Source organism: Spirosoma sp. 209, assembly GCF_002006735.1.
GTDB classification, from domain to species: Bacteria; Bacteroidota; Bacteroidia; order Cytophagales; family Spirosomataceae; genus Spirosoma; species Spirosoma sordidisoli.
In genome coordinates this window covers 134707-157586 of sequence record NZ_MVEC01000003.1, presented here as the reverse complement: position 1 = coordinate 157586, position 22880 = coordinate 134707, and the positions used below count along the sequence as shown (strand labels likewise).

Annotated in this window: 18 protein-coding genes; 13 read left to right on the top strand and 5 right to left on the bottom strand. The window is 52.0% G+C overall.

What is annotated here, in order from left to right; genetic code table 11:
• Positions 1 to 10 precede the first annotated feature (10 nt).
• The 7 genes from B1C80_RS06350 to gldN all read left to right on the top strand — a co-directional run bounded on the left by B1C80_RS06350 (position 11) and on the right by gldN (position 8423).
• The gene (locus B1C80_RS06350) at positions 11 to 1264 is read left to right on the top strand and encodes a DUF4271 domain-containing protein (protein ID WP_317126231.1); all 1254 of its coding nucleotides are present in this window, start codon (positions 11 to 13) and stop codon (positions 1262 to 1264) included.
• Between the two features lie 28 nt (positions 1265 to 1292).
• The gene (locus tag B1C80_RS06345; RefSeq protein ID WP_077920229.1) at positions 1293 to 2108 is read left to right on the top strand and encodes a uroporphyrinogen-III synthase; all 816 of its coding nucleotides are present in this window, start codon (positions 1293 to 1295) and stop codon (positions 2106 to 2108) included.
• A 180-nt stretch (positions 2109 to 2288) separates the two neighbouring features.
• Positions 2289 to 3260 (top strand): type IX secretion system membrane protein PorP/SprF, encoded by a 972-nt coding sequence (locus tag B1C80_RS06340; protein ID WP_077920228.1) that lies wholly within the window; start codon positions 2289 to 2291, stop codon positions 3258 to 3260.
• A 311-nt stretch (positions 3261 to 3571) separates the two neighbouring features.
• Positions 3572 to 4669 carry an SUMF1/EgtB/PvdO family nonheme iron enzyme gene (locus B1C80_RS06335; protein ID WP_236648655.1) on the top strand — a complete coding sequence of 366 codons (1098 nt, stop codon included), beginning with the start codon at positions 3572 to 3574 and terminating at the stop codon, positions 4667 to 4669.
• 111 nt (positions 4670 to 4780) lie between these two features.
• Complete coding sequence (gldL, locus tag B1C80_RS06330) at positions 4781 to 5593, top strand: gliding motility protein GldL (protein WP_077920227.1); 813 nt, start codon at positions 4781 to 4783, stop codon at positions 5591 to 5593.
• Positions 5594 to 5715: 122 nt separating this feature from the next.
• Positions 5716 to 7305, top strand: coding sequence for a gliding motility protein GldM (gldM, locus tag B1C80_RS06325; protein WP_077920226.1), 1590 nt, complete (start codon positions 5716 to 5718; stop codon positions 7303 to 7305).
• A 56-nt stretch (positions 7306 to 7361) separates the two neighbouring features.
• On the top strand, positions 7362 to 8423 hold the full coding sequence (gene gldN, locus B1C80_RS06320; RefSeq protein ID WP_077920225.1) for a gliding motility protein GldN: 1062 nt from the start codon (positions 7362 to 7364) through the stop codon (positions 8421 to 8423).
• A 75-nt stretch (positions 8424 to 8498) separates the two neighbouring features.
• Here the strand turns inward: gldN and uvrC are convergent, their stop codons facing one another.
• The 3 genes from uvrC to B1C80_RS06305 form a co-directional block, all read right to left on the bottom strand.
• Positions 8499 to 10307 (bottom strand): excinuclease ABC subunit UvrC, encoded by a 1809-nt coding sequence (gene uvrC, locus B1C80_RS06315; RefSeq protein WP_077920224.1) that lies wholly within the window; start codon positions 10305 to 10307, stop codon positions 8499 to 8501.
• 136 nt (positions 10308 to 10443) lie between these two features.
• Positions 10444 to 12801 carry a penicillin-binding protein 1A gene (locus B1C80_RS06310; protein WP_077920223.1) on the bottom strand — a complete coding sequence of 786 codons (2358 nt, stop codon included), beginning with the start codon at positions 12799 to 12801 and terminating at the stop codon, positions 10444 to 10446.
• An 87-nt stretch (positions 12802 to 12888) separates the two neighbouring features.
• Positions 12889 to 15138: a tetratricopeptide repeat protein gene (locus tag B1C80_RS06305; protein ID WP_077920222.1), complete on the bottom strand. Its 2250-nt coding sequence runs from the start codon at positions 15136 to 15138 to the stop codon at positions 12889 to 12891.
• Positions 15139 to 15256: 118 nt separating this feature from the next.
• Here B1C80_RS06305 and B1C80_RS06300 point away from each other — a divergent pair, with 118 nt between their 5' ends.
• The 5 genes from B1C80_RS06300 to atpH all read left to right on the top strand — a co-directional run bounded on the left by B1C80_RS06300 (position 15257) and on the right by atpH (position 18677).
• A complete protein-coding gene (locus B1C80_RS06300) occupies positions 15257 to 15526 on the top strand; it encodes an AtpZ/AtpI family protein (protein ID WP_077920221.1) in 270 nt (89 codons plus the stop codon).
• Between the two features lie 486 nt (positions 15527 to 16012).
• Positions 16013 to 17116, top strand: coding sequence for a F0F1 ATP synthase subunit A (atpB, locus tag B1C80_RS06290; protein ID WP_077920219.1), 1104 nt, complete (start codon positions 16013 to 16015; stop codon positions 17114 to 17116).
• A gap of 52 nt (positions 17117 to 17168) precedes the next feature.
• The gene (gene atpE / locus B1C80_RS06285; protein ID WP_077920218.1) at positions 17169 to 17417 is read left to right on the top strand and encodes an ATP synthase F0 subunit C; all 249 of its coding nucleotides are present in this window, start codon (positions 17169 to 17171) and stop codon (positions 17415 to 17417) included.
• 219 nt (positions 17418 to 17636) lie between these two features.
• Positions 17637 to 18131, top strand: a complete 495-nt coding sequence (locus B1C80_RS06280) for a F0F1 ATP synthase subunit B (RefSeq protein ID WP_077920217.1) — start codon at positions 17637 to 17639, stop codon at positions 18129 to 18131.
• Between the two features lie 6 nt (positions 18132 to 18137).
• Positions 18138 to 18677, top strand: a complete 540-nt coding sequence (gene atpH / locus B1C80_RS06275) for an ATP synthase F1 subunit delta (protein WP_077920216.1) — start codon at positions 18138 to 18140, stop codon at positions 18675 to 18677.
• Between the two features lie 64 nt (positions 18678 to 18741).
• Here the strand turns inward: atpH and B1C80_RS06270 are convergent, their stop codons facing one another.
• Positions 18742 to 19650: a serine hydrolase gene (locus B1C80_RS06270; protein WP_077920215.1), complete on the bottom strand. Its 909-nt coding sequence runs from the start codon at positions 19648 to 19650 to the stop codon at positions 18742 to 18744.
• Positions 19650 to 20123, bottom strand: coding sequence for a GNAT family N-acetyltransferase (locus tag B1C80_RS06265; protein ID WP_077920214.1), 474 nt, complete (start codon positions 20121 to 20123; stop codon positions 19650 to 19652). Before B1C80_RS06265 ends, B1C80_RS06270 begins: the two co-directional genes overlap by 1 nt.
• A gap of 206 nt (positions 20124 to 20329) precedes the next feature.
• Here B1C80_RS06265 and B1C80_RS06260 point away from each other — a divergent pair, with 206 nt between their 5' ends.
• Entirely contained in the window at positions 20330 to 22813 is a 2484-nt protein-coding gene (locus tag B1C80_RS06260; protein ID WP_139361597.1) for a glutaminase family protein, read from the top strand.
• Positions 22814 to 22880 lie beyond the last annotated feature (67 nt).

The following is a 22880-nucleotide window of genomic DNA, read 5'->3' as shown; positions in this document are numbered from 1 at the left end:
AAGTGAACGAGTGAAGGAACGAAAGAATGCCGTAGCGGATACTGAACGGACGAACCAGTACAGCCTGATGGCGATGAGCCTGAGCAAGCTGTTATCTCTTCGCCTGTTTTGCTTCCGGTACGGCATTTTTATGCTTTTTAGTCTGGCGGCTACCGCTCAGCCGCGCACCAGCGGCATAGGGCCCCAGAACCGATATTATCCGGTACGGGATTTACGGAACGACTTCCTGGTGTACGACGAAGGCACGAAAGCGTATGTGCCTTACATCCTTGAGCAACATGCCGACCAAACGGCGCTGAGCGTATACGTCGATCTGGAGAGTAACCGACATTATTCGCTGCTCATCGCTACGAAACAGGATGGTTATCTATTCGTGAACGCAGCACTGAAGCGTAAGCTGAGAGCTGGCCAGTGGCAGGTGCTCAGCATCGACAGTCTGTATCGCGTATACCGGCAACCCGAAATTTTTCTGACCCTATACGGAGCGCCCGGCCTCGACGATCGGCAGCTTTATATTGGTCAGCCTATCTCAACAACGCAGAAGGCAGTTGTTCTTCGAGACGATAACCTAAGCGTACGGCCCAGGCCGCAGCCCGTCTACAGTGATTTTCTGGCCCTCGGCTTACTCTTTCTGCTGGCTACTCACGCCCTGTTGTTCACGCTGCATCAACGGGCCTTTCTCCGCTTTTTTAGCCTAAGGGATCTGGTCTCGCTCCGTTCTCAGGAAGATTCTTTCCTGATCAATCGGCCCCTGAGTGGTACGAACCTCTTGTTTACGCTCAACCTGAGTTTCGTAGTGGCCTACCTGATCATGTTCGTTCAAAGCCGGAATGTAGATGTCTTTGCGTCCAGGACGTTTCTGGCCGTAGGGCAGCACTTCGGCTGGCTGATCGGCGAATTTCTGGCGTTAAGCGCGATTGCTTTCGTGGCCCTGTTAGGAAAATACCTGCTGCTTGAGGTATTGGGGAATCTCTATAAACTGCACGACGCCATCAACGTACATTTTTTCAAGACGATGCAGTCGTCGGTCCTGTTTTTCACCGGAATGACGCTTATCCTGGCTGTTGTGGCCTACAACACGTCGGCAACAACCTGGTCGTCTAACGCCTTTCTGATACCGCTGCTGGGTTTCTATCTGGCGCGAATGGGGTGGCTTTACATTGTGATCCGAACGGTAGAGCCTATCAAGAATCTTTATTTATTTTCGTACCTTTGCATCGTTGAATTGATTCCACTCATCATAGGACTGCGTTTTGCCCTTTGATGAGACGTTCTCAGGTAGTAGTGATTCAATGAACGATACCAGCATGCAATCCACCGGAGACCGGACCACGCCAGATCAGGTTATGTTGGACCGGCTAACGAAAGTAACCCGGCTTCTAGTAACCCAGTCCCGGCCAGCCGATGAGAAATCCCCATACTTCGACCTGGCCAGCAAGTACAACCTTCAGATCGATTTTCGACCTTTCATCGAGATTCAGGGCGTATCGGCTAAGGATTTTCGCCGTCAGAAGATCAATATTCTGGCTCATACGGCTATCATCTTTACTAGTCGTAACGCTATCGACCACTTCTTTCGTATCTGTCAGGAAAGCCGGATCGAGATTCCGGCCGATATGAAGTACTTCTGTATATCGGAGCAAACGGCCAATTATCTTCAAAAGTATATAGTTATCCGGAAGCGGAAGATCTTCAACGGGACCAAGACGGCTACGGAGTTATTTGACCTGATCAAAAAACACAAGACCGAAAAATTCCTGTTTCCGTGTTCCAACATACGCCGGAATGATATTCCGGAGTTTATGGACACCAGCAGCCTGCATTTTACGGAAGCCGTAATGTATGAGACGGTGCCGACGGACTTATCAGATCTGGACATCCAGTCGTACGATATTATCGCCTTTTTCAGTCCTTCCGGCGTTAGCTCTTTGTTTAGCAACTTCCCTGATTATAAGCAGAATGGTACACGGATGGCCGCCTTTGGACCAACAACGGCCCGCGCCATTACAGAAGCCGGGCTGGTGCTGGACATAGAGGCTCCGCTACCCAACGCGCCATCCATGACCGGCGCGCTGGAATTGTACATCAAAAAAGCTAACAATCAATAGGAACCTAGGGTTACAAAAAGGTTGGTTGGCAGAAACAAAGGATCTTACCTGTTTCTGCTATCCAACCTTTGTTTTTGTGCCAATAATTTGATTGCACAGGCGTTTAGTTGTAAACTGCAACCGCTTGTTTTCTGGCGGGGAATCCTAAGCCCCCCATTCAGATACTCTTGCTTTTATCGTATGACGCGCACCCTCTACGTTCTGGTTTGTCTTCTGTTGCTGTTAAGCCTTCGCCCTACGTTTGCGCAGCAGGATCCTCAGTTCAGTATGTATATGTATAACCCGCTGTATTACAACCCGGCGGCTGCAGGTTCTGAAGGCGTTTCGCGCTTACAATTAAGCCACCGGACGCAGTATCTGGGCTATCAGCCAACCGTAACCGGCGACGGGGGTGCGCAGAGTACACAACTGATATCGTTTAACGTGCCGCTGGCCCGGTACAGAAGCGGACTGGGCATTTATGCCTTCAACGACCGGCTTGGACAGATTACCAACCAGACTGTACAACTTTCTTACGCGTATCGGATTCCGCTGAAAAATGGTACCCTGGCCCTGGGCTTACAGGCTGGCCTGTTCAACAAAGGATACGACTATGGGCAGTTACGTCCCGGAGAGCCCAACGATCCGCTGATTCCTACGGGTCGCATCAACCAGGCCCGCCCGGATTTTGGCGCCGGCGCATACTACAATACCACAGATTACTGGATTGGTGTCAACCTGTCGCACATCAACCAGGCAACCTACACCCTCGGAACCGACCGGTCTACCAACCCGCTCAGTCGAGTGGCTTATTTAACAGCAGGTTATCGGCTTGGCATAGGCTATGATCTGGAAGTTCAGCCGTCGATACTCGTACAGTATGATACGCAGCCGGGTGTTGAAGCGGCAACGGTAACCGCCAACCTGGTTGGAACCTATGATAACCGGTTATGGGCTGGAGTAGGTTACCGACTTGGTGATGCCATAATGGCTACAGTCGGAATCAATCTAATGAGAAATAACGCACTGCGGGTAGGGTATGCACTGGACCTGATAGCAGGAGGGACACAGGCCAAAAGCCTGACTTCGCATGAGGTAATGGTGGGGTATGCACTGCCAGCTCCTGATGCCCGCAAAAAACCAATTATTCGTACTCCGCGCTTCCGGTATTAAACGGATATAAAGTTGTACGGATTCCAGATAGGGGTTGAGGTGACCAACATTTTGGCAACATTGTTGTTAGGCTGTTTGCAAATGGCACTGTATTTTTGAGAAATGCGTAGTTTAACCTAGTCAGTTTTGCGGGTTCATTTGCTCAAATTCACGATTTTGAGCGCTGGATACATAAATTGAGTTGAAAGCTATAGGCACATACAATATCCAAACAGATTTTCGTTTTTAGTTCGGTCTTGCACAAGAAGAAGGTCAAAAGTTTTACAATGATGAAGTCTAACTGGTTTACAATCAATGCAACCCGTGGGGTGATGGTCGCGGCAGTAGTAGTACTGATGCAGGGGTGCGGGTTTGTGAAGTCGAAATTTGGCGGTAAAGGCGGTAAGGGTAACGGTGAAGTTGGCGTTACGAACGGTGAAATTACAGCCACCGGACGTAAAGGCTGGAAACAACCGACTCCTTATGGTATGGTGCTGGTTCCGTCAGGTTCGTTCATCATGGGCCAGGCCGACGAAGACGTTGCCGCTACCCAGATCAACATGAACCGTCAGGTAACGATCAGCTCGTTCTATATGGATGATGCTGAAATCTCGAACCACGAATATCGGCAGTACGTAAACGCCCTGTTGGCTGACTCGGTATCGGTATTGGGTGAGGAAGAGATCATGTCTAAGTTCTACCCGGATACGACCGTCTGGAAAAATGACTTTACCTATCATAACGGGGATCCTATGCTGGAGCACTATTATGCGCACCCGGCCTTTGATACCTACCCAGTAGTGGGCGTTAGCTGGCTGGCGGCCAAGCATTTCTGCAAATGGCGCACCAACACCCTCGACGATTTTCGGAGTAAAGATGGTGGGTACCGCTCGTTCGGATTCCGTCTGCCGTCTGAAGCCGAATGGGAGTGGGCCGCTCGTGGTGGTAAAAATGGCGCTAAATACCCTTGGGGTAACCCATATGTAGCAAATGGAAAAGGCTGCTATCTGGCTAACTTCAAACCGCAGCGGGGTAATTTCGATGCGGATGGTTACCCGTACACCGCCCCTGCAACGGCCTACAGCCCGAATGATTACGGTCTCTACAATATGTCAGGAAACGTAGCGGAATGGTGCCGGGATGCCTATGCCGAGAACTCGAACGCTATTGTCTGGGACATGAACCCGGATAACCAGAATGCCGATGAGCCACGGAAAGTCGTTCGGGGTGGTTCCTGGAAAGATATCGCGTACTATCTTGAAACCGGTACCCGTTATTATGAATATGAAGATCAGAAACGGTCGTATATCGGTTTCCGTTGCGTAATGGATAATCTGGAAGGTCGCACGGCCTCGTCGCGCAGTGGTCGTCTGGGTGGCGGCAGCAAAGCCAAGAGCAGCAAGAAATCGTCGGCTAAGACAAAAGCGTAATAGAATCATTCCTGAACATCAATCGTCTAAAAGAGCCCTTGGGGTTCGGTGATTGATGTTCAGTTCTTTTTACCCACACAAATAAGTACCTATTCCAACCAATCGCTTATCATGGCAGCAGCAAAAACAAATTTCTTTTGGGATCGTTTAGTACCAACTATTTACAGTGCAGGGGCCGCCGTCGTAATTTTTGGCGCGTGGGCCAAGATTACTCATAATGAGCAGTTCGGCTGGATGCTGACGCTTGGTTTGTTAACAGAGGTTGTCATCTTTGCCCTATATGCTGTCCAAAGCTTTACGCAACCCGCGGCTGCTGGTGGTGCAGATTACGCCTGGGAGCGTGTATATCCGGAACTGGCCGATGATTACAAGGGTGAAGCCCGCAAACCAGTAGCTCAGCCGAATGGTCTGACGGCCAATATGGATCAGATGCTGGCGCAGGCAAAAGTTACCCCCGATGTGTTTGAAAAACTGGGTACGGGCTTCCGTAGCTTGAACGATACGGTTTCTAAATTGTCGGATCTGACCGAAGCAACGGTAGCTACGAACGATTACGCCCGTAACGTAAAATCAGCTTCAAGCTCGATCAGCGAGATGAACAAGTCCTATGGTACGGCCATTTCGGCTATGAACTCGATGGTCGACGCCACAACGGACGCCAAAGACTACCGGGATCAGTTCCAGAAGGTAACCAAAAATATGGGCGCCCTGAACGCAGTCTATGAACTCGAACTGCAGGACACCAACAAGCACCTGAAAGCCATGAACGCTTTCTACGGCAGCCTGACGTCAGCTATGGAAAATATGGCCGACGCCAGCCGCGATACCCAGCAGTTTAAGAATGAGCTGGCTAAGCTGACCGGCAATCTGGCATCGCTCAACAACGTGTATGGCAGCATGCTGACCGCCATGCGTGGTAACTAAGATCAGTGTAACGGTTTTCAGTTTACGGCGTTCGCTGTGGATTGCACGCCGTAGGCTGAGCACCGTAAACCGCTAAGGCGGACTGTTAAAAACTTCACCCCCATAGTATTCCACCATAGTATATGGCAGGCGTAAAAGAAACACCCCGTCAGAAAATGATCGGGATGATGTATCTGGTTTTGACCGCGTTGCTGGCTTTACAAGTCACCTCGGCCATTCTGGAGAAATTTGTATTACTGAATAATAGCCTAGAAGCCTCCACTGTATCGGCCAACCGGGTCAACCAGGCCACGGTCGACAACATTCGTGCTACCGTCGAGAAATCAGGTAACCGGGCCACTGACCTTGTCATTGTTAAGCAGGCCGATGAGGTTCGTAAGACGACGTCAGACGTGATTGCCGAAATCGATGCTCTCAAACAGCGGATCATTACCGAAGCCGGAGGAGGAGTCGACGAAACGGGCAACATCAAGAATCTGAGTGAAGAAGAAAAAGTGGCGCAAATCATGGTAGGCGGCAACCACAATGGGGAAGCTTACAAACTGAAGAAGCAACTTGACGACTACCTGCAGAACTTAACTAAGTATAGCCCGGCCAAGTATACGTCGCTGGCCCTGGATGGCAAAGACGACCCGATCACAAAACGGTCGCCCGATCAGCGGTCTAAAGATTTTGGTGAACTGAACTTTGCCCAGACGCCTGTTCCGGCTGCTCTGGCAGTACTTACCCAGCGGCAGACAGATGTTCGCCGTATCGAAGGTGAAGTTCTGAATGTGCTGGCTAGCAAAGTAGGCGCCCAGGACGTTAAGTTTGACAAGATTCTTGCCATGCTTAGCATGGAATCGAAAGTTGTTGTAGCTGGTACGAAGTTCAAAGGTCAGATGTTTCTGGCAGCCTCTTCGTCAGGTATCCAGCCGCGCATGAGCCTCAACGGCGCGCCGGTTCGGATGCAGGACGGTCAGGGCTTGGTCGAATTTACGGCCCAAGGGGGGGCTTATGATAAAAATGGTCTGGCCCGCCGGGTGCTGACCGGCTCTATTGCTTACCAGACACCAGCCGGTTTAAAAACGGTACCTCTGCAGGCTGAATACTTTGTAGCCAAGCCTTCGTACCAGATTGAGACCGGTACGCTGCCTCCGCTGTATCTGGGTTGCGCTAACAAGCTAAGCATTCAGAGTCCGCAGTTGGGTGCTCTCTGGAGTCCGACGATTACCGGTAACGGAGCTGCCGTTATCCCATCGGGCGAAAAAGGCAAAGTGACCGTTGTGCCGAGTGCTGCTCAGGTGTCGCTCAACATCAGCAATGGTGGTAGCTTGTTGGGTACGGAGACATTCCGGGTAAACCGGGTTCCCCGCCCTACGCTGGAGTATCGCGTTGGTGGACAGGCGACGAATGATCCCCGCGGTGTGCCGGTTACGTCGGCTCGTAGCGTACAGGTGCGGGCGGTATCTGATCCAAGCTTTGCTACATTCTCGCCCGATGATGCTAAATTCCGGGTTACCGGCATGACGGTTAGCCTTGTACGGGGTGCGCGTCGTGTGCAGTCTGTCAATCTGGGACCTGGCGGTGGCTCGGTTAGCTCACTGGCGGCTGAGGCCCAGTCTGGCGACCGGCTGGTTATTCAGGTTGAAGGGGTACAGCGGCAGAATTTCCGGGGTGAAATCAGCGATGTACCGATGGGGAATCCAATCTATCAGGTTTCGCTTTATTAACGTAATAATGCGGTTTATTGACCGTTAACATACTGAACTGACAACAGACAGTGAGCATGATACAGACAAAAATGATTCGGTACGCCGGTGTGTTAGCAACGACCGCACTGGCCTTGGTGGGAGCGGAAGCATTGGCGCAGGAGAAGGCAAGTACCGGGATCAACCCGAACTCAGTTCGAGGCATCAACGATAATGACATCATGATGAAGAAGACCCTTTGGCGTCGGATCGACCTGAAGGAGAAACAGAATCAGTCGATGTTTTCGAAGAATAACGAGATTTCGAAATACCTGATCGATGCTGTAAAAGCTGGTCTGTTGGATGCGTACACCAGCGACTCGCTGACTACGAAGCTGACCGCCGAAAAAATGCACGAGAAACTGCTGATTCCGAACACAGGCGGTGGCCTGTCGCAGGAAGAAATTGCGGCTGGTTTCACCGAGGACGGTAAAGGCAAAGCGGATGACGGTTGGGGCGGTCCTGCCAAAGACCCTAAAAAACCAGCTGCCAAACAGCCGGCCGACGATGGGTGGGGGGCTCCTAAAAAGGCAGCTCAGCCCGTCGACGATGGCTGGGGAGCACCCGTAAAGAAGAAATCGACGGCGAAAAACACCAAAGGCAAAAAGAAAACGCCGGTGGTCGCTCCCGTTGTAGAACCTAAAAAAGATACGGTAGCTGTGGCGCAGGGGCCAACCTTCTCGGGCGATGAGTACTTCGCAAAAGAGCTTAACCTGCTGGAGGTAAAGGAAGACTGGATCTTCGATCGCAAACGGTCTCGCTTGTATTACGATATCCAGTCTGTCGGTATTGTTCTACCCGCCGACAAGAATCCGGCTGGTTACGAAGTACCGGTAGCCTACTTCAAGTGGAAAGATCTTGACAAGTTGTTCCGGAGCGACCCGAAAAAGTTTATCTGGTATAATCCACAAAACCAGGCTCAACATAAAAACCTGGCCGATGCATTCGATCTGCGTCTGTTCTACGGTCGTATCTGGAAGGTAGCCAATCCGGAAGATAAAGACCTGGTTTCGCAGTTTGGCGACAAAGAAGGTCTTCTGAAATCGTACCAGGCTGAGTACGAACTGATGGAAAAAGAGCATGGCCTCTGGGAATATTAAATAAAAAAGGGTGGCTCAACAGCCACCCTTTTTTATGATTGAGCAATAAAAACAGCCGCTAGTATGCGGCTGTTTTTATTGCTCAATGGTTTCGAAATACTGTTTTAACTTCACGGCTCTGTCTTTGCCGACTACTTCGGCCACTTCGTCGATGCTGGCTTCCTTTATCTTCTTGACGCCTTTAAAATGCTTAAGGAGTTTAGCCGCCGTTTTCTTTCCAATGCCTTCTACGTTCTCCAGTTCACTAATCAGACTGTTCCGGCTCCGTTTATCGCGGTGGTAGGTGATGGCAAAACGGTGCGCTTCGTCGCGGATACGCTGGATGAGCTTGAGAGACTCTGATTTTTTATCGATGTAAAGGGGCAGATTGTCCTCAGGGAAATAGATTTCTTCCAGGCGCTTGGCAATGCCGATGATGGGCACTTTGCCGTATAGCCCCAACGCCTTAAGGGCATCGCAGGCTGCACTGAGCTGGCCTTTACCGCCATCGATAACAATGAGGTCAGGCATGTCGGTTTGTTCTTCCAGAACGCGCGTGTAGCGACGCGTAACCACTTCGTGCATGCTGGCAAAGTCGTTGGGGCCGATAACGGTTTTGATCGAGAAATGACGATACTCTTTGTTGGCCGGCTTACCTCCAATAAAACACACCATAGCCGAAACGGGGTTGGTGCCCTGAATATTCGAGTTATCGAAGCATTCGATCCGATTGGGTAAGGTTTTAAGCTGTAAATCCTGCTTCAGTTTAATCAGAACCCGATCTTTCTTGCTGGCATTGGCTGTCGCTTCGGCAGCGGCCCGATCCTGCCGTTCCCGTCGGAAGTACAGCACGTTTTTTAGCGACATGTCGAGCAGTTTTTTCTTATCACCGATCTGCGGGATAGTAACTTCTGCTTTCAGATCGACATCGAGCGGGATGTTCGAGATAATCTCCTTGGATTGGCTGCCATACTGTTCCCGGAATTCGATGATGAGCATCGCCAGCAGATCGGCATCAGCCTCGTCCAGTTTTTTCTTTACTTCAACCGTATGGGCCTGAACGATGGTGCCGTTGATCACCTTCATGAAGTTGATGTAAGCGGCCGTTTCATCAGATGCGATGGAAAACACGTCTGCGTCGGCAATCTTCGGGTTTACTACTGTCGACTTACTCTGGAACCGCTGCAGCACGTCCATTTTGTCTTTGTACTGCTGCGCCTGTTCAAAAGCCAGGTCGTTGGCCGCTTCGACCATTCGGTTACGGAAATGATCCTGAGCTGGCTTCAGATTCCCTTTCAGGATATGATGGACCTGCTCAATGTCTTTGTTGTAGTCGGCTTCAGCCTGTCGTCCCTCACAGGGGCCTTTACAGTTTCCGATATGGTACTCCAAACAAACCTTGTACTTACCGGCTTCGATGTTCTCCGGAGCCAGATTGTAATTACAGGTCCGGATGGTAAACAGCTGGCTAAACATATCCAGCACCGTATACATGGGCTTCAGGTTCGCAAAGGGACCATAAAAGGTACCCAGTTTGCGATCAATACGCCGGGTCGTGATGACGCGCGGAAAATGCTCATTGGTAACGCAGACGAACGGATACGTTTTGTCGTCGCGCAGGAGGATATTGAACTTGGGCTGGTACCGCTTGATGAGCTGGTTCTCCAGCAGTAAGGCGTCAAACTCGGTATGAACGATCGTAAATTCGATCTTTCGAATTTGACTGACCAGACGGAGCGTCTTTCGGTCGTGACCTTTGGAGTTGGTAAAATAACTACTGACACGATTCCTGAGATCTTTGGCTTTACCAACGTAAATCACCTCGCCAGTCGCATCGAAATAGCGGTACACCCCGGGTTCATGAGGTACCTTAGCCAACTCTTTTTTATAATCGAATTCGGGCATATAGCCAGCAGTATTTGGTCTACTCCGAACCTAAAAGGGAGTGTTAACAGAACAACTGACAGGCCGCAAAGGTTGCCTGAGCCGGACCCAGAACGCTGAATAAACCGTTCCGAATCCGACTCAGTAGGAAAGGCGCTTATTGAAGGATATCCTCTTCGTCTTCCGGAACGACTTTGGGCGGAATGTACCGTTGTGAAGAGTCGATGTGAAAGCCTCCACAGTCGATCCGGAAATTGTTCGGCTTGCGGAACGGTTCAGGACGATACTGAGTCAGCGTAGGATCAGCGTAGACTTTCTGCATGTACATGGCCCAGGCCGGCATAGCCAGACGCCCACCCTGACCGAGTTCAATGGTTCGGAAGTGAATAGAGCGGTCATCACCACCTACCCACAGCCCCGAAACCAGATGCTGGGTCATGCCCATGAACCAGGCATCCGAATAGTTGGAGGTGGTTCCCGTTTTGGCCGCAATTTCGTTTCCGCCTTCCAGCAGTTTGTACTGCGTCCGTAAGCGCTGGGCTGTGCCATTGGGGTCTTCAACGGCTCCGCGCATCAGGTGAAGCATTTCATAGGCCCGATTGGCGCTGATCACCTGATTGGCATCGGGAGTGAAAACTTTCAGGACATTACCGTTCTTGTCGGTAATACGCAGAATCATCATAGGACGAACCCGAATGCCGCCGTTGGCAAACGCGCAGTAGGCAGCTACCATTTCATACACCGATACGTCGCCCGTACCCAGGCAAAGGGTAGGGTTGTTGGGCAGGTCTTTACTCTGAATGCCCATGTCATTGGCATACTTGATGACCGCAGCCGCCCGGGTTTTCTTGATCAGCTGGGCACTGACCGTATTGATCGATTGGCCCAAAGCCTCCCGCAACGACAGGCTACGCCCACTATATCGACCGGTCGAGTTTTTGGGCATCCAGGGCGGTCCGCCGTTGTTATCTTCACCATGGGCAAAAACGGTGGGTCTGTCGGCAATATGGCTACAGGGCGTCACAAAACCCTGGTCTAGCGCCGTCAGATACACGAACGGTTTAAAGGTAGAGCCCGGCTGGCGTCGGCTCTGGCGAACGTGATCGAACTTTATATGCTTAAAATTAATGCCACCTACCCAGGCCTTGACATGGCCATAGCGTGGATCCATTGACATAAAGCCCGTGTTGAGCAAGCGCTTATAGTAACGAATCGAGTCCAGCGGGCTCATCGTCGTATCTTTCTCGTTCCGTTTGCCGCCGTAGACGAACACTTTCATCTTGGTCGGTTTACGCATCTCCTGCCAAATGGTCTTCTCATCATCGCCATAAACGGCTTTCAGCTGCTTGTACCGGACCGTCTGTTTGGCGCGTGCTTCGATGAAACCAGGACTTTCTACGTATTTCTTGGTCCGGGGGTCTTTCTGTACCCAGGGGTTGCGTCCCCGCCAGTGCTCGTAAAACTTCTTCTGCTGGTCGCGCATGTTCGTCATTACGGCTTCTTCGGCATAAGCCTGCATGCGGGAGTCGATGGTGGTGTAGATCTTTAGACCGCTGGTGTATAGGTCAAGATCGGCTCCGGGGTTCTCTTCGTTGTACTGCCTGATCCACCGTTTGATGTCATCACGAATAACCGAGCGGAAATAAGCCGCCATACCGGTATTCTGATTCTCTACGCTAAAGTCCAGCTTGAGCGGCTTGCTTTTGTAGGCCTGAAACTGCTCATCGGTCAGGAATTTATATTTGCGCATCTGCGACAGCACTACATTCCGGCGCTCGCGGGTTCGGTCTTCGAACAGCCGCGGGTTGTAGAGCGTCGGGTTTTTGAGCATGCCGACCAGCGTAGCCGCTTCCTCTACATTCAGGTTCCAGGGCTCTTTGCCAAAATAGGTTTTAGCCGCCGTTTTTATGCCGTAGGTGTTGTTGCCGAACGATACCGTGTTGAGGTACATCATCATGACCTCCTGCTTGGTATAATTGCGTTCGAGCCGTACGGCCAGAATCCATTCTTTGGTCTTGGCAATGACCAGCCCGACTATCGGAACCTGCCCCAGAATGCCCCGTAGTTCTTCCCGGCGGGTGTCGAACAGGTTTTTGGCCGTCTGCTGGGTTAGCGTACTACCCCCGCCCGAACTGGACGCGCTCCGGAACGTCAGGAAACCACCCACCGCCCGAAACAGCGATCGGGGGTCGATGCCAGAGTGTTTCACAAAACGGGCGTCTTCAGTAGCCAGCAGAGCCGACGTTACATTCGGCGACACCTGCGATATTTCGATAGGTGTCCGGTTTTCTACGTAATACTTACCCAGCAGCTGATTATCGGCGGTGTATACCTCTGAGGCTTCTTCGCTTTTGGGGTTCTCCAGTGCCTTCAGACTGGGCATACCACCAAACAACCAGAAGAAATTATAGCTGACCGCTACTACATATACGATCAGCAGAACGATGCCGATCAGCGAAAAGCGCCAGATAGTTCGAATCAATTTTCGGTAAGGACCGGGAGCGAACTCGATCATTTTTTACTGTTTACAATTAGTGGGTATATTGGTCTGAGCCACCAGGTTTTTTCGGAACGTAGCCAGCTCAGAACAACACACATAAACTTATTTCCGCTTTGCCGTTGCCTGATTCGCGGCCGACTGCATTTCTTTGGCTCTGGGCAGCAGTGTGCTGGTTGGATAATCGCGTATAAACTCGCTCAACGCCTGCCGATAGGCATCCGTTGTCTGTACCCGCCCAATGAGCATGACCCGCAGCATAGCCAGCTTATCCTCCATTTTGGTGCCTGCCATCCCGCCCAATGCCGTCTCTGCCCGGGCCAGCGCTTCGGTTATGTTGTTGGCTTTGTACAGCTCATAAATCTGCGTATACGTAGCAACGGCCTGCGCTTCTGAATCCGTGGTCTGGGTAGTGGCCCGACCCGTCAGGCGAGCATACGATGTATTCGGATACTCGGCCAACAATTTGTCTTTCCAGACCGACGTGCGTCCCAACTGCTCGTTCGACAAATGAAGCAGGTAGTAAACCTCCGGTTTTTGCAGGGTTGCCGGATAGCGCGTCAACAGCTGCTCAAACGTCGGAATCGCATCGGCGGGCTGATTCAGGTCAAATTTATAGAGCTTGCCTAGTTTATACAACGCATTTTCGATGCGCTGGTTCGCCTGCGCCTGTGCTTCTTTAGAAAAGGGCAGTTTAGCCAGTAAAGCATCCCGGCGGGCGTTCTGGCTGGGCGGGTTCCCGTTGGTAGCCCCGCCCGTAACGGTAGCCGGTTGCAGGGTAGCATTCGGGTTTATGGCATCGGCAGGGGAGTTTCCGTTTAGCGGACTCGACAGATTAGCGATAGCGCCGGAGGCTTCTTTGGTGCTGCGACGCCAGTTGTCTTCAAGCGGGCGGTTACCCCAGCGAGCCGAAAACTCCTGTCGGCCCTGGTTCAGGGCAATAGGGTTATAAAGTACCCATCGTTCGCTGGGCGTCAGATTGGAGTTGGTCGCGCCGGGCATTGAAGTACCAGCGCCTGAACTGGCCCGGTCAATGATTTGCTGAGCCAGGGCGGCCTGCGCCCGATCTTCTTTATCCTGCTGCGCCAGTATTTTGTCAAGCTGTTGATTGAGCGAAGTCCGGTCCAGCTGAGCCAGGGTTAACAGACTGTCGTCCGTCCGGATCGTTGTGGTATACTGAACAAAATCGTCGAGCGTCTTTTTTCGGGTTAGCAGGGCTGCGTATTCCGGCGCCTGGCGGGGTAGTAGGGCCAGGGCACTGTCGTAATACACTTTCGCTTTGGCGTAGTTGGCTTTTTTCTCAAAATAAAGCCGACCCATTTCCAGATAGGTGTAGGGAACCTGGGAGGTATTGGCGCCCGCTTCCCGAACTGACCGACTGTAATAACCGATGGCTTTATCGATCCGGCCGGAGCGGGCTTCCAGCAACCCCATGGTAAAGTAAATCTTATCCTTCAGGTCGACGTTTTTCCGGTCGTTCAGCATCGACTCAAACGTTTCGGTCGACTGAGCCAGCCGTTTTTGATCACCCGTCAGGCCGTTGCTTTGAATAGCGTACAGGTTGGCATAGAACGACTGGTCATAGTTAGGGCGGGCGCGCAGCACGGTTCTGTACTGCTCAACGGCTTTGGCTGGCTGACCGATCAAATCGTACAGCTGACCGGCAATCAAATGCAGCCGGGCGGTTTGTTCTCCCCTTTTCAGCGCTGGGAAAGTAGCCTCCAGAATACCGACAGCCAGGCCGTATTCGCCCCGGCGCTGGTGGAGATACGCTTTGGTCAGGTAAAAATCGCGGGTGTTGGTTTTGTTGAGGGGTTGGGTGCGCAGGTATTCGGAAACGTTCAGGGCATTCGTGTAGTCGTCGGCTTCTACATACGCCCGCATCAGGCCAACCAGCGCCGTGTGCTTGTCAGTTTCACTTGTTCCCTTGGTGTTGACGTATTTGAAAACCTCAATAGCATTCGGCAGATCCTGTTTCAGCAGGCGGGCCCGCCCAATCAGAATATAGGCATTATCGAGCCATTTACTGTTCTGATGACGTTCTGGAATCAGCGATGCTTTCTTGATGGCATCGTCGAGCTGAGGCCGAACCGAAGCAATAGCGTTTGAATCGACCGGAAGCAGAATGGGTAAAAGCTGGTTGTAATTTTCCTGACGGGTTTTGAAGAAGACCTGCTCTGCTACATTGATCTGGTCACGGGCAATTACGTAGGCGTTATAGTGGGCCGTGAGATTATGGTATCCTTTGCTGATCGGTTTGGTGCTGTATTGTGAACAGGAGGTCAGACTAGCCGTCGTTAATCCGAAAACGACCGTTAGCAGCAAGAAAGAACGATTACAGAGATAGCGGAACATTCAGGGGGTGGCACGTCATACTCAACGATAAAAACGCTCAGAGCCGGACCAGCGGTATGTAACGTTAGGCCAAATTAACGAATTTTGGTGTTTATATTGTACCAATTCCTGCAAAACAATGGACAGTCAAGCGGATTCACCGGCCCCAAACGAGGACAAAAAGCCCGACAGAAACGATCTGGTCTCGAAAGCCACCGAGAAAACGACGTCGTTTGCGCAGTACAGCGGCATTGCGTTTCAGATGCTGGGCACTATTGGTCTCGGCGTGTATGCTGGGCTGAAGATCGACGAGTGGCAGGGTAATGCGCGCCCAATCTGGACCATTGTTCTATCACTCACCGCCATCGGTGCCTCGCTTTATTTGTTCATCAAACAGTTGACCCGGTAAATCAGCAGGGCAGACCAGTATAGTATGCCATCTGGCCCACTACGTTGCCGTGGCTGGCGTGGACGTACGAGTCCCGGTAACTAACCTGTTACTTTTTTTATTTCATGTTTCGCACCCTACTCTTCACTGGATTCCTTGCGATTGTATTTTTCATAGCCGAACGGTATTACGCTGTACCCTGGTTGCATCCCTTCTGGAAAACTATACTTGTCTTCTTCGTCAGCGTCTCTGTACTGACTCACCGGCTGGTAGAAACGGGTTTGCAGGGTAATCAGGAGCGATTTGTGCCCTTATACCTGGCGGCTACTGTAGCCCGGTTTATCGTGGGGCTGATTTTTGTCGGTTTCTTTTTGTTTCAATCCGTCGCTGATCGCCGAACCTTCGTTTTGGATTTTCTTGTCCTGTATATAATCTACACGGGCTTTGAGGTTTGGGGCATTAATCGTAAATTGCGCCAAAATTCGTAAAACCGATCAGTACCATCAGATGATGCGTTCGATTCTAAATAGATTGCTGCTCGCTATCGCACTCGTAATGAGTCCGATAGCCTTTACTCAAGCCCAGGAACACGGTCATGAAGGCGAAACCGCTGAACACGGCGAAACCCGCAAAGAGGGATTCGACGTAGGCGGAATGATCATGCACCACATTAAGGATGAGCATGGTTGGGAACTGGCGCATGGCGTTACCATCCCTCTTCCCGTTATTTTGTACTCACCCGACCGGGGGCTTGAAGTCTTCTCGTCATCACGTCTGGCACACGATCAGGTGTATAACGGATACAAGCAGGTACACGGCAAAATTCACCGGGTCGACGCAGCGGGCAATGACGACCACGAAGCCAAGTTTTATAACTTTTCTATCACGAAGAACGTCGCGTCGCTGCTGCTGAGTGCTATCATTCTGTTGAGCATCTTCCCGGCCGTTAGCCGGTCTTACGCCAAAAACCGGGGCAAGGCGCCGAAAGGGCTACAGTCGTTCCTGGAGCCGATCATCCTGTTTGTTCGCGACGAAATTGCCAAGCCCAGCATTGGCCCCAAATATGTCAAGTATCTGCCATACCTGCTGACGCTGTTCTTCTTCATTCTGGTTAACAACCTGCTGGGGCTGCTACCGGGTGCCGCTAACCTGACGGGTAACATTGCCGTTACCCTGGTTCTGGCCGTGATTACGTTCCTGATCGTGTCGTTCAGTGGGAACAAGCATTACTGGATGCACATCGTCAAACCAACGGGAGTGCCCTGGTTCGTTCTGCCAATCATGATTCCGGTCGAAATTGTCGGTGTATTCATGAAGCCGATCTCGCTGATGGTCCGGTTGTTTGCCAATATCACGGCTGGTCACATCATCATCCTGAGCTTACTCGGCCTGATCTTCATGGCTAACAGCCTGGGTGGTATGACAACCAGTATTGCTATCAGCCCGGTTGTGCTGTTCTTCACGCTCTTCCTGAATTTGATCGAGTTGCTGGTTGCGTTCCTGCAGGCGTTCATCTTCACGCTGCTGACCGCCATGTACATCGGCAGCGCGGTAGAGGAGCATCACGAAGCTGATCACGGTATCGGTTTCGAAGGCGCAGAAGCCCATTAATTTGCAATCTTTTGTTTCGTTTCACTTATAAATAGTTCTGTTCATGTTCGCAATGTTGTTTGCTTTGCTGTTGGAGGCCACGGGTAGCGTAGCCATTATGGGTGCTGCTATCGGTGCTGGTCTGGCTGCTATCGGCGCTGGTCTGGGTATTGGTCGTATCGGTGGTTCGGCTATGGAGGGTATCGCCCGCCAGCCAGAAGCTGCTGGTCGTATCCAAACCGCCATGCTGATCATCGCGGCTCTGATCGAGGCCGTGGCTCTGTTCGCAGCTGTTATCTGTCTGCTGGTGGCTACCGCCTAATCCCGGCAGAAAATGTATCCGGGTAAGCTGGTTGCATTAGGCACTGGCGTCATTACCCACCGCGTATCCGAGAAACGTCCGTCTGGTTTGGGCTTGCCAGCCAGCGGACGTCTTTCAACAAAAGATTGACCCCGATTTGTAAACGCCCCGTTTGGGCGTTGATCACAAGTCGTAGACAAGAACATTCGAAGTCAACACTTATAAATCGAACTCCATAAAATGGATCTGCTTACTCCCGATCTTGGTCTGCTGTTCTGGCAGGTGGTCGTTTTCCTCGGCCTGTTTCTGATTCTTCGCGCCTTTGCCTGGAAACCCATCACGGAAAGTCTGAACGAGCGCGAAAACAACATTCAAAGTGCCCTTGACCTGGCCGAAAAAACCCGTCAGGAAATGACGGCGCTGAAAGCCGATAACGAGAAGTTACTGGCCCAGGCCCGTACGGAGCGGGAAGCTATCCTGCGGGGAGCCAAAGAAACGGCCGATAAGATGGTCGCTGACTCGCGCGTGAAAGCCGAGGCAGAAGGCAAACGGATTCTGGAACAGGCGCGCGAAGCTATGCAGAACGAGCGGCAGGCTCTGGTAGCTCAGATGAAAAAAGAGGTAGTTACGCTCTCGCTGGATATCGCCGAGAAAGTACTCCGCAAGGAACTGAGCGATAAATCATCGCAGGAGAAGCTGGTAAACGATCTGGTGTCTAACTCTCGCTTAAACTAACCGATTATGGCCGTTGCTAGTGTAGCCGCGCGTTATGCCAAGTCGTTGTTAGATTTGGCCAAGGAACAGGGAATTACCGACGTGCTTTATGAAGACATGAAGCTTTTCCGGGATACGCTGATCAAAAATCGTCAGCTCAACCTGATTCTGAAAAACCCGATTGTTCGGGCTGAGAAGAAAAATTCGATCGTTAAGCAGGTGTTTGGTCCCCGGCTCAACCCGGTAACCATGTCGTTTCTGGCCATCATTGCCCGTAAGAATCGCGAAGCCATCGTTGATGCTATTGCTGATGAGTATATCAGTCAGCACGACCGTATGAAAGGAATCGAGCACGCTACTGTCATCACGACGATACCGCTGACCGATGAACTTCGTGCTAAATTCAAGGCAATCGTTACGAAGACAACCGGCAGTAAGATCATTGAGCTCGACGAGCGAGTAGACTCTAAACTGATTGGGGGCTATATTCTTCGGGTGGGTGATCAGCAGATCGATGGCTCGATTCGCAATCAACTAAACGAGATGCGCCTGAAGTTTATGAACTAAGAAATACACAATACAATAAAAAAAGCCGCCCGCAGAGTCTGTGGGCGGCTTTTGTGTTAGTGGCTCACCACCATTTTTCATAATCCTTAGCAGGCTTCCAGGTCGATTTTGGCTCGAAATACTGCCAGAGAATAGCCGACACGTTGCGCAATAGCGTGAACCCCTCGTTAGAACGTTCCCAGCTTTCGTCTTTCTGATTTTTGGTCATGACGCAGTATACATAGTCGCCGTGGGGAGCATGTACCAGCACTACCTCCGAACGGGACCGGTCTACAGCCCCATTTTTGGCAGCCGTTTTTATCTCGGGTGGCAGTTGCGACAGGCCATCATTGTCCCAGTACTGACGACCCAGATTCCGATACATCTCGTCGCTGGCATCGGGACTAACGGCTTTTCCCTCCCGAATGTATACCAGTAGATTAGCCAGCTCGCGGGGCGTGGTTTGTCCCCAGCCATACTGGCTCCAATACCCTTTGCGACCGGGTGTGCGTGAGTTGACCCGGGTTTGGGGAAATCCATTTTTGTCCAGCCAGGCATTGATGGAGGCTCCACCACCGGCCAATGCCTGACACCATAAGCTGGCGGTATTATCGCTGACGGTTTCCATGAGCATAACGACTTCGCTCAGCGGAATTTTAGCGCCGTCTTTAAGCGACCCTACAATGTCATCCCCGTAACGCAGCGAATCTTTATAGGTCAACACCTGCCCGTAGGTAAGTTCACCCTGATGAATCTTGTCGAATAACCCGCACTGGATCGGAATTTTAATGGTGCTGGCGGTTGGGAAAAGCGTGTCAGCATTGATGGCTACGGTCTGACCCGTTCGGAGGTTACGAACGTAAACTCCCACATCGCCCCGAAAACCGGTTAACGCTGTCTGTAATCGTTTTTCAAGGGTTGATTGGCGCGCGGGCTGGGCATATGTGATCAGACCCAGCAGGCAGCAGTAAAGCGTTGAGACAAGAAAACGCATCAGAAAGAAACAGATTTAACCAGTTTATAGTGGGTGCAAAGAAACGACTCCCGCTCGTAGAACCGAAGCGTGTCGACCCGTTTTTGATTGGTAGTCACCTCCAGATTGACGAGTCCTTCTTCGGTCCCGATCTGGGCAACGGCGTCGAGCAGTTGCTGACCTATGCGTTGCTTTCGCCAGTTAGGATGAACGTAGAGTTCCTGAATTTCGCCCACCTTGCCCGTATGATGCAGAAGATACTGTATGTGGCAGCTGACGAAGCCAACGGGCTCATCTGCCTGTACTGCAATCAGGTAATGGATCTGCGGATTAGCCAGGTTACGCTCGAATACCGCCAGGAAAAGTGCGCTGTCCAGTGTCTGGTTTTCGAGATCGCAGATAAACTGAAAAATGATAGAAGCGTCGGCCAGCGTGGCCCGACGAATAGAACCGTCAGCTGGCGGGGTAAAATGAACAGGATTATCCTTTTGCATAGAAACCAAGCGCTTGATAGGGCCAAGTTCGCTGTTTCAGCGCTTCGTTTGACAAGTATCGGCGACAACAGGAAGATTCATCATATTCTGGAGCCTTTTTCGTTTTCGTATTAAAATAGTTTAAATATATGATCTATAGATGCAATTGGTATAATCCTTGTTCTACTTTTGCCTACACGTACATAACCGTAATCTTTGCTCTTATCATGAATGCATCTGCAGCAGTTGCGCAGCCAGACGTGGTCAGTGAGACCCGTTTGAACCCGCCCGCTATCCCCTTATTGACCATTGATCCCTACACCAGCGTCTGGTCGTTTGGGCCTCAGCTACATCAGGACGCTACCCGGCACTGGACGGGCCAGCCAAACCAGCTGAACGGCCTGATTCGGGTAGATGGGCAAACGTTTCGATTTATGGGTAACCCCTCGTTTGCGGGCGAAACCATTGTCCCCACCGCCCGGCAGGGTGCCTATGCGGCCCGCTATCTGACCGAGAAACCAGCTTCTGACGACTGGATGAGCCCGGCGTTCGACGATAGCCAGTGGACCAAAGGAACGGGACATTTCGGAAGCCGCGCCGGTGACGAGACTAGTTGGACAACGCCGAATCTGTACGTTCGGCGCGAAGTTGTGCTCGATCAGGTACCGGATGGTCCGTTGCTGGTCAACGCTATTCAGAACGATAACTATGAGCTGTTCATCAATGGCGAGCGCGTCGCTAAAGTAGGTGGCGTATCGCCGGATTACCGACTAACACCGACGCATCGAAACGCATCAGAGGTCCTGCGCAAGGGACGAAATATCATCGCGTTTCATAGTGAGAATTTTTCGGGCCCCGGTTTTGTCGATCTGGGTCTGGTAGAACAGCGGCTGCTTCACTACAAACCCGCCGAACAAACGGCCCGGCGTATGACGGCGACCCGGTCCGAATTTGTCTTTACCGCGGCTGGCGTTGAGCTGACGGTAACGTTTCTGTCGCCGTTGCTGATGACCAATCTGGATGTTTTGTCACGGCCCGTCCAGTACCTGACCTTTACCGTGCGGGCAACGGATGGCAAAAAACACGATGTCCAACTCTATACGGATGCGTCAGCCGAATTAGCTGTAAACACGCCCGATCAGCTGGTAACGTGGCAGCGCGGCCGGGTTAACCGCCCGGGCAGTGCCGCGCTCGATTACATGCGGGTCGGTACGGTGGAGCAGAAGGTGCTCGGCCGGAAAGGGGACGATGTTCGAATCGACTGGGGCCATTTCTACGTCGCGTCGGTAGCGGGGCCAAACACGAGCCGGCGGATTGGTTCACTGGCCAGCGCCCTGAATCAGTTTGAGCGAGAGGGGCGCGTAACCGACCTGCACGAACGAATGCCGCGTCTGGTCAGCGATAGTCTGCCCGTGCTGGCTACCAGTATGGCCCTGGGGCAGGTCGGCGAAAAGCCCGTTAAACAGCACCTCTTGCTGGGGTACGACGATGTGAAGTCCGTTGAGTATTTCGGGCAGCCGCTCAACGCCTGGTGGCGTCGCTATCACCAGTCGACGGACGGACTCACCAGTATGGAGCAGGCGTTACAGGACGCCGAAACCGACTATACAACGCTGCAAAAGCAATGCGATGCGTTCGACAGACAACTCTACGCCGATGCGCTGAAAGCGGGTGGGGCTACCTACGCCGACCTGTGCGTACTGGCTTACCGGCAGGCTATTGCGGCCCATAAACTGGTAGCCGGACCCAAAGGAGAGCTGTTTTTCTTCTCGAAAGAAAACTTCTCGAACGGCTCTATCGGCACCGTTGATGTGACGTATCCATCGGCGCCCTTGTTTCTGCTCTACAATCCCAATTTGCTCAAGGGTATGATGGAGCCCATTTTCCAGTATTCGGAAAGTGGGCGGTGGAACAAACCCTTCGCGGCCCACGACGTCGGCACCTATCCGCTGGCTAACGGGCAGACCTACGGCGAAGACATGCCCGTTGAGGAGTGTGGCAACATGCTTATTCTGACGGCCGCCATTGCCGCTGTAGAGGGAAACGCCAACTATGCCCGTCAGCACTGGGCCTCGCTAACCCTATGGACTGACTACCTGATTCAGCATGGGTTCGATCCGGCCAATCAGCTCTGTACCGACGACTTTGCCGGGCATATTGCCCGCAACGCCAATCTGTCGGTTAAGGCCATCATGGGCATTGCCTGCTACGGCTACCTGGCCGGACGGCTGGGCGATAAACCGCGGGAGCAGGAGTATATGGATATGGCGCGTGACCTGGCCCGCAAATGGATGAAACTGGCCGATGATGGGGATCACTACAGCCTCACCTTCGAAAACCCCGGCACCTGGAGCCAGAAGTACAACCTGGTCTGGGATAAGCTGCTTAAGCTAAACGTCTTTCCGGACGAAGTGGCCCGTCGGGAACTGGCTTATTACCTGACCAAACAGCAACCATTCGGCCTGCCGCTGGATAGCCGAAAAACCTATACGAAATCAGACTGGATCATCTGGACCGCAACGCTGGCCGACCGCCCCGCTGATTTTGAGGCACTCATAGCGCCGGTACTCAGGTTTGCCAACGAGACGCCCGACCGGGTGCCACTGAACGACTGGCACGAAACGACGACCGGTACCAAAGTAGGCTTTCAGGCCCGATCAGTAGTGGGTGGCTATTTTATCAAGCTGCTGCAGGTGAAGAAACTACACTAAATGAAAGGCCCCTGGCAACTTACGGGCAACCAGTTGCCAGGGGCTTTTTGCCCGAAAAAGCAGGAAC

What these genes read in the sequence shown, in the direction of transcription:
- B1C80_RS06270 (WP_077920215.1), bottom strand. Translation starts at nt 19,650, where the DNA reads ATGCGTTTTCTTGTCTCAACGCTTTACTGCTGCCTGCTGGGTCTGATC.
- B1C80_RS06305 (WP_077920222.1), bottom strand. Translation starts at nt 15,138, where the DNA reads ATGTTCCGCTATCTCTGTAATCGTTCTTTCTTGCTGCTAACGGTCGTT.
- B1C80_RS06345 (WP_077920229.1), top strand. Translation starts at nt 1,293, where the DNA reads ATGAACGATACCAGCATGCAATCCACCGGAGACCGGACCACGCCAGAT.
- B1C80_RS06280 (WP_077920217.1), top strand. Translation starts at nt 17,637, where the DNA reads ATGGATCTGCTTACTCCCGATCTTGGTCTGCTGTTCTGGCAGGTGGTC.
- atpE (WP_077920218.1), top strand. Translation starts at nt 17,169, where the DNA reads ATGTTGTTTGCTTTGCTGTTGGAGGCCACGGGTAGCGTAGCCATTATG.
- uvrC (WP_077920224.1), bottom strand. Translation starts at nt 10,307, where the DNA reads ATGCCCGAATTCGATTATAAAAAAGAGTTGGCTAAGGTACCTCATGAA.
- atpH (WP_077920216.1), top strand. Translation starts at nt 18,138, where the DNA reads ATGGCCGTTGCTAGTGTAGCCGCGCGTTATGCCAAGTCGTTGTTAGAT.
- gldL (WP_077920227.1), top strand. Translation starts at nt 4,781, where the DNA reads ATGGCAGCAGCAAAAACAAATTTCTTTTGGGATCGTTTAGTACCAACT.
- B1C80_RS06335 (WP_236648655.1), top strand. Translation starts at nt 3,572, where the DNA reads ATGGTCGCGGCAGTAGTAGTACTGATGCAGGGGTGCGGGTTTGTGAAG.
- B1C80_RS06260 (WP_139361597.1), top strand. Translation starts at nt 20,330, where the DNA reads ATGAATGCATCTGCAGCAGTTGCGCAGCCAGACGTGGTCAGTGAGACC.
- B1C80_RS06300 (WP_077920221.1), top strand. Translation starts at nt 15,257, where the DNA reads ATGGACAGTCAAGCGGATTCACCGGCCCCAAACGAGGACAAAAAGCCC.
- atpB (WP_077920219.1), top strand. Translation starts at nt 16,013, where the DNA reads ATGATGCGTTCGATTCTAAATAGATTGCTGCTCGCTATCGCACTCGTA.
- B1C80_RS06340 (WP_077920228.1), top strand. Translation starts at nt 2,289, where the DNA reads ATGACGCGCACCCTCTACGTTCTGGTTTGTCTTCTGTTGCTGTTAAGC.
- gldN (WP_077920225.1), top strand. Translation starts at nt 7,362, where the DNA reads ATGATACAGACAAAAATGATTCGGTACGCCGGTGTGTTAGCAACGACC.
- B1C80_RS06265 (WP_077920214.1), bottom strand. Translation starts at nt 20,123, where the DNA reads ATGCAAAAGGATAATCCTGTTCATTTTACCCCGCCAGCTGACGGTTCT.
- gldM (WP_077920226.1), top strand. Translation starts at nt 5,716, where the DNA reads ATGGCAGGCGTAAAAGAAACACCCCGTCAGAAAATGATCGGGATGATG.
- B1C80_RS06310 (WP_077920223.1), bottom strand. Translation starts at nt 12,801, where the DNA reads ATGATCGAGTTCGCTCCCGGTCCTTACCGAAAATTGATTCGAACTATC.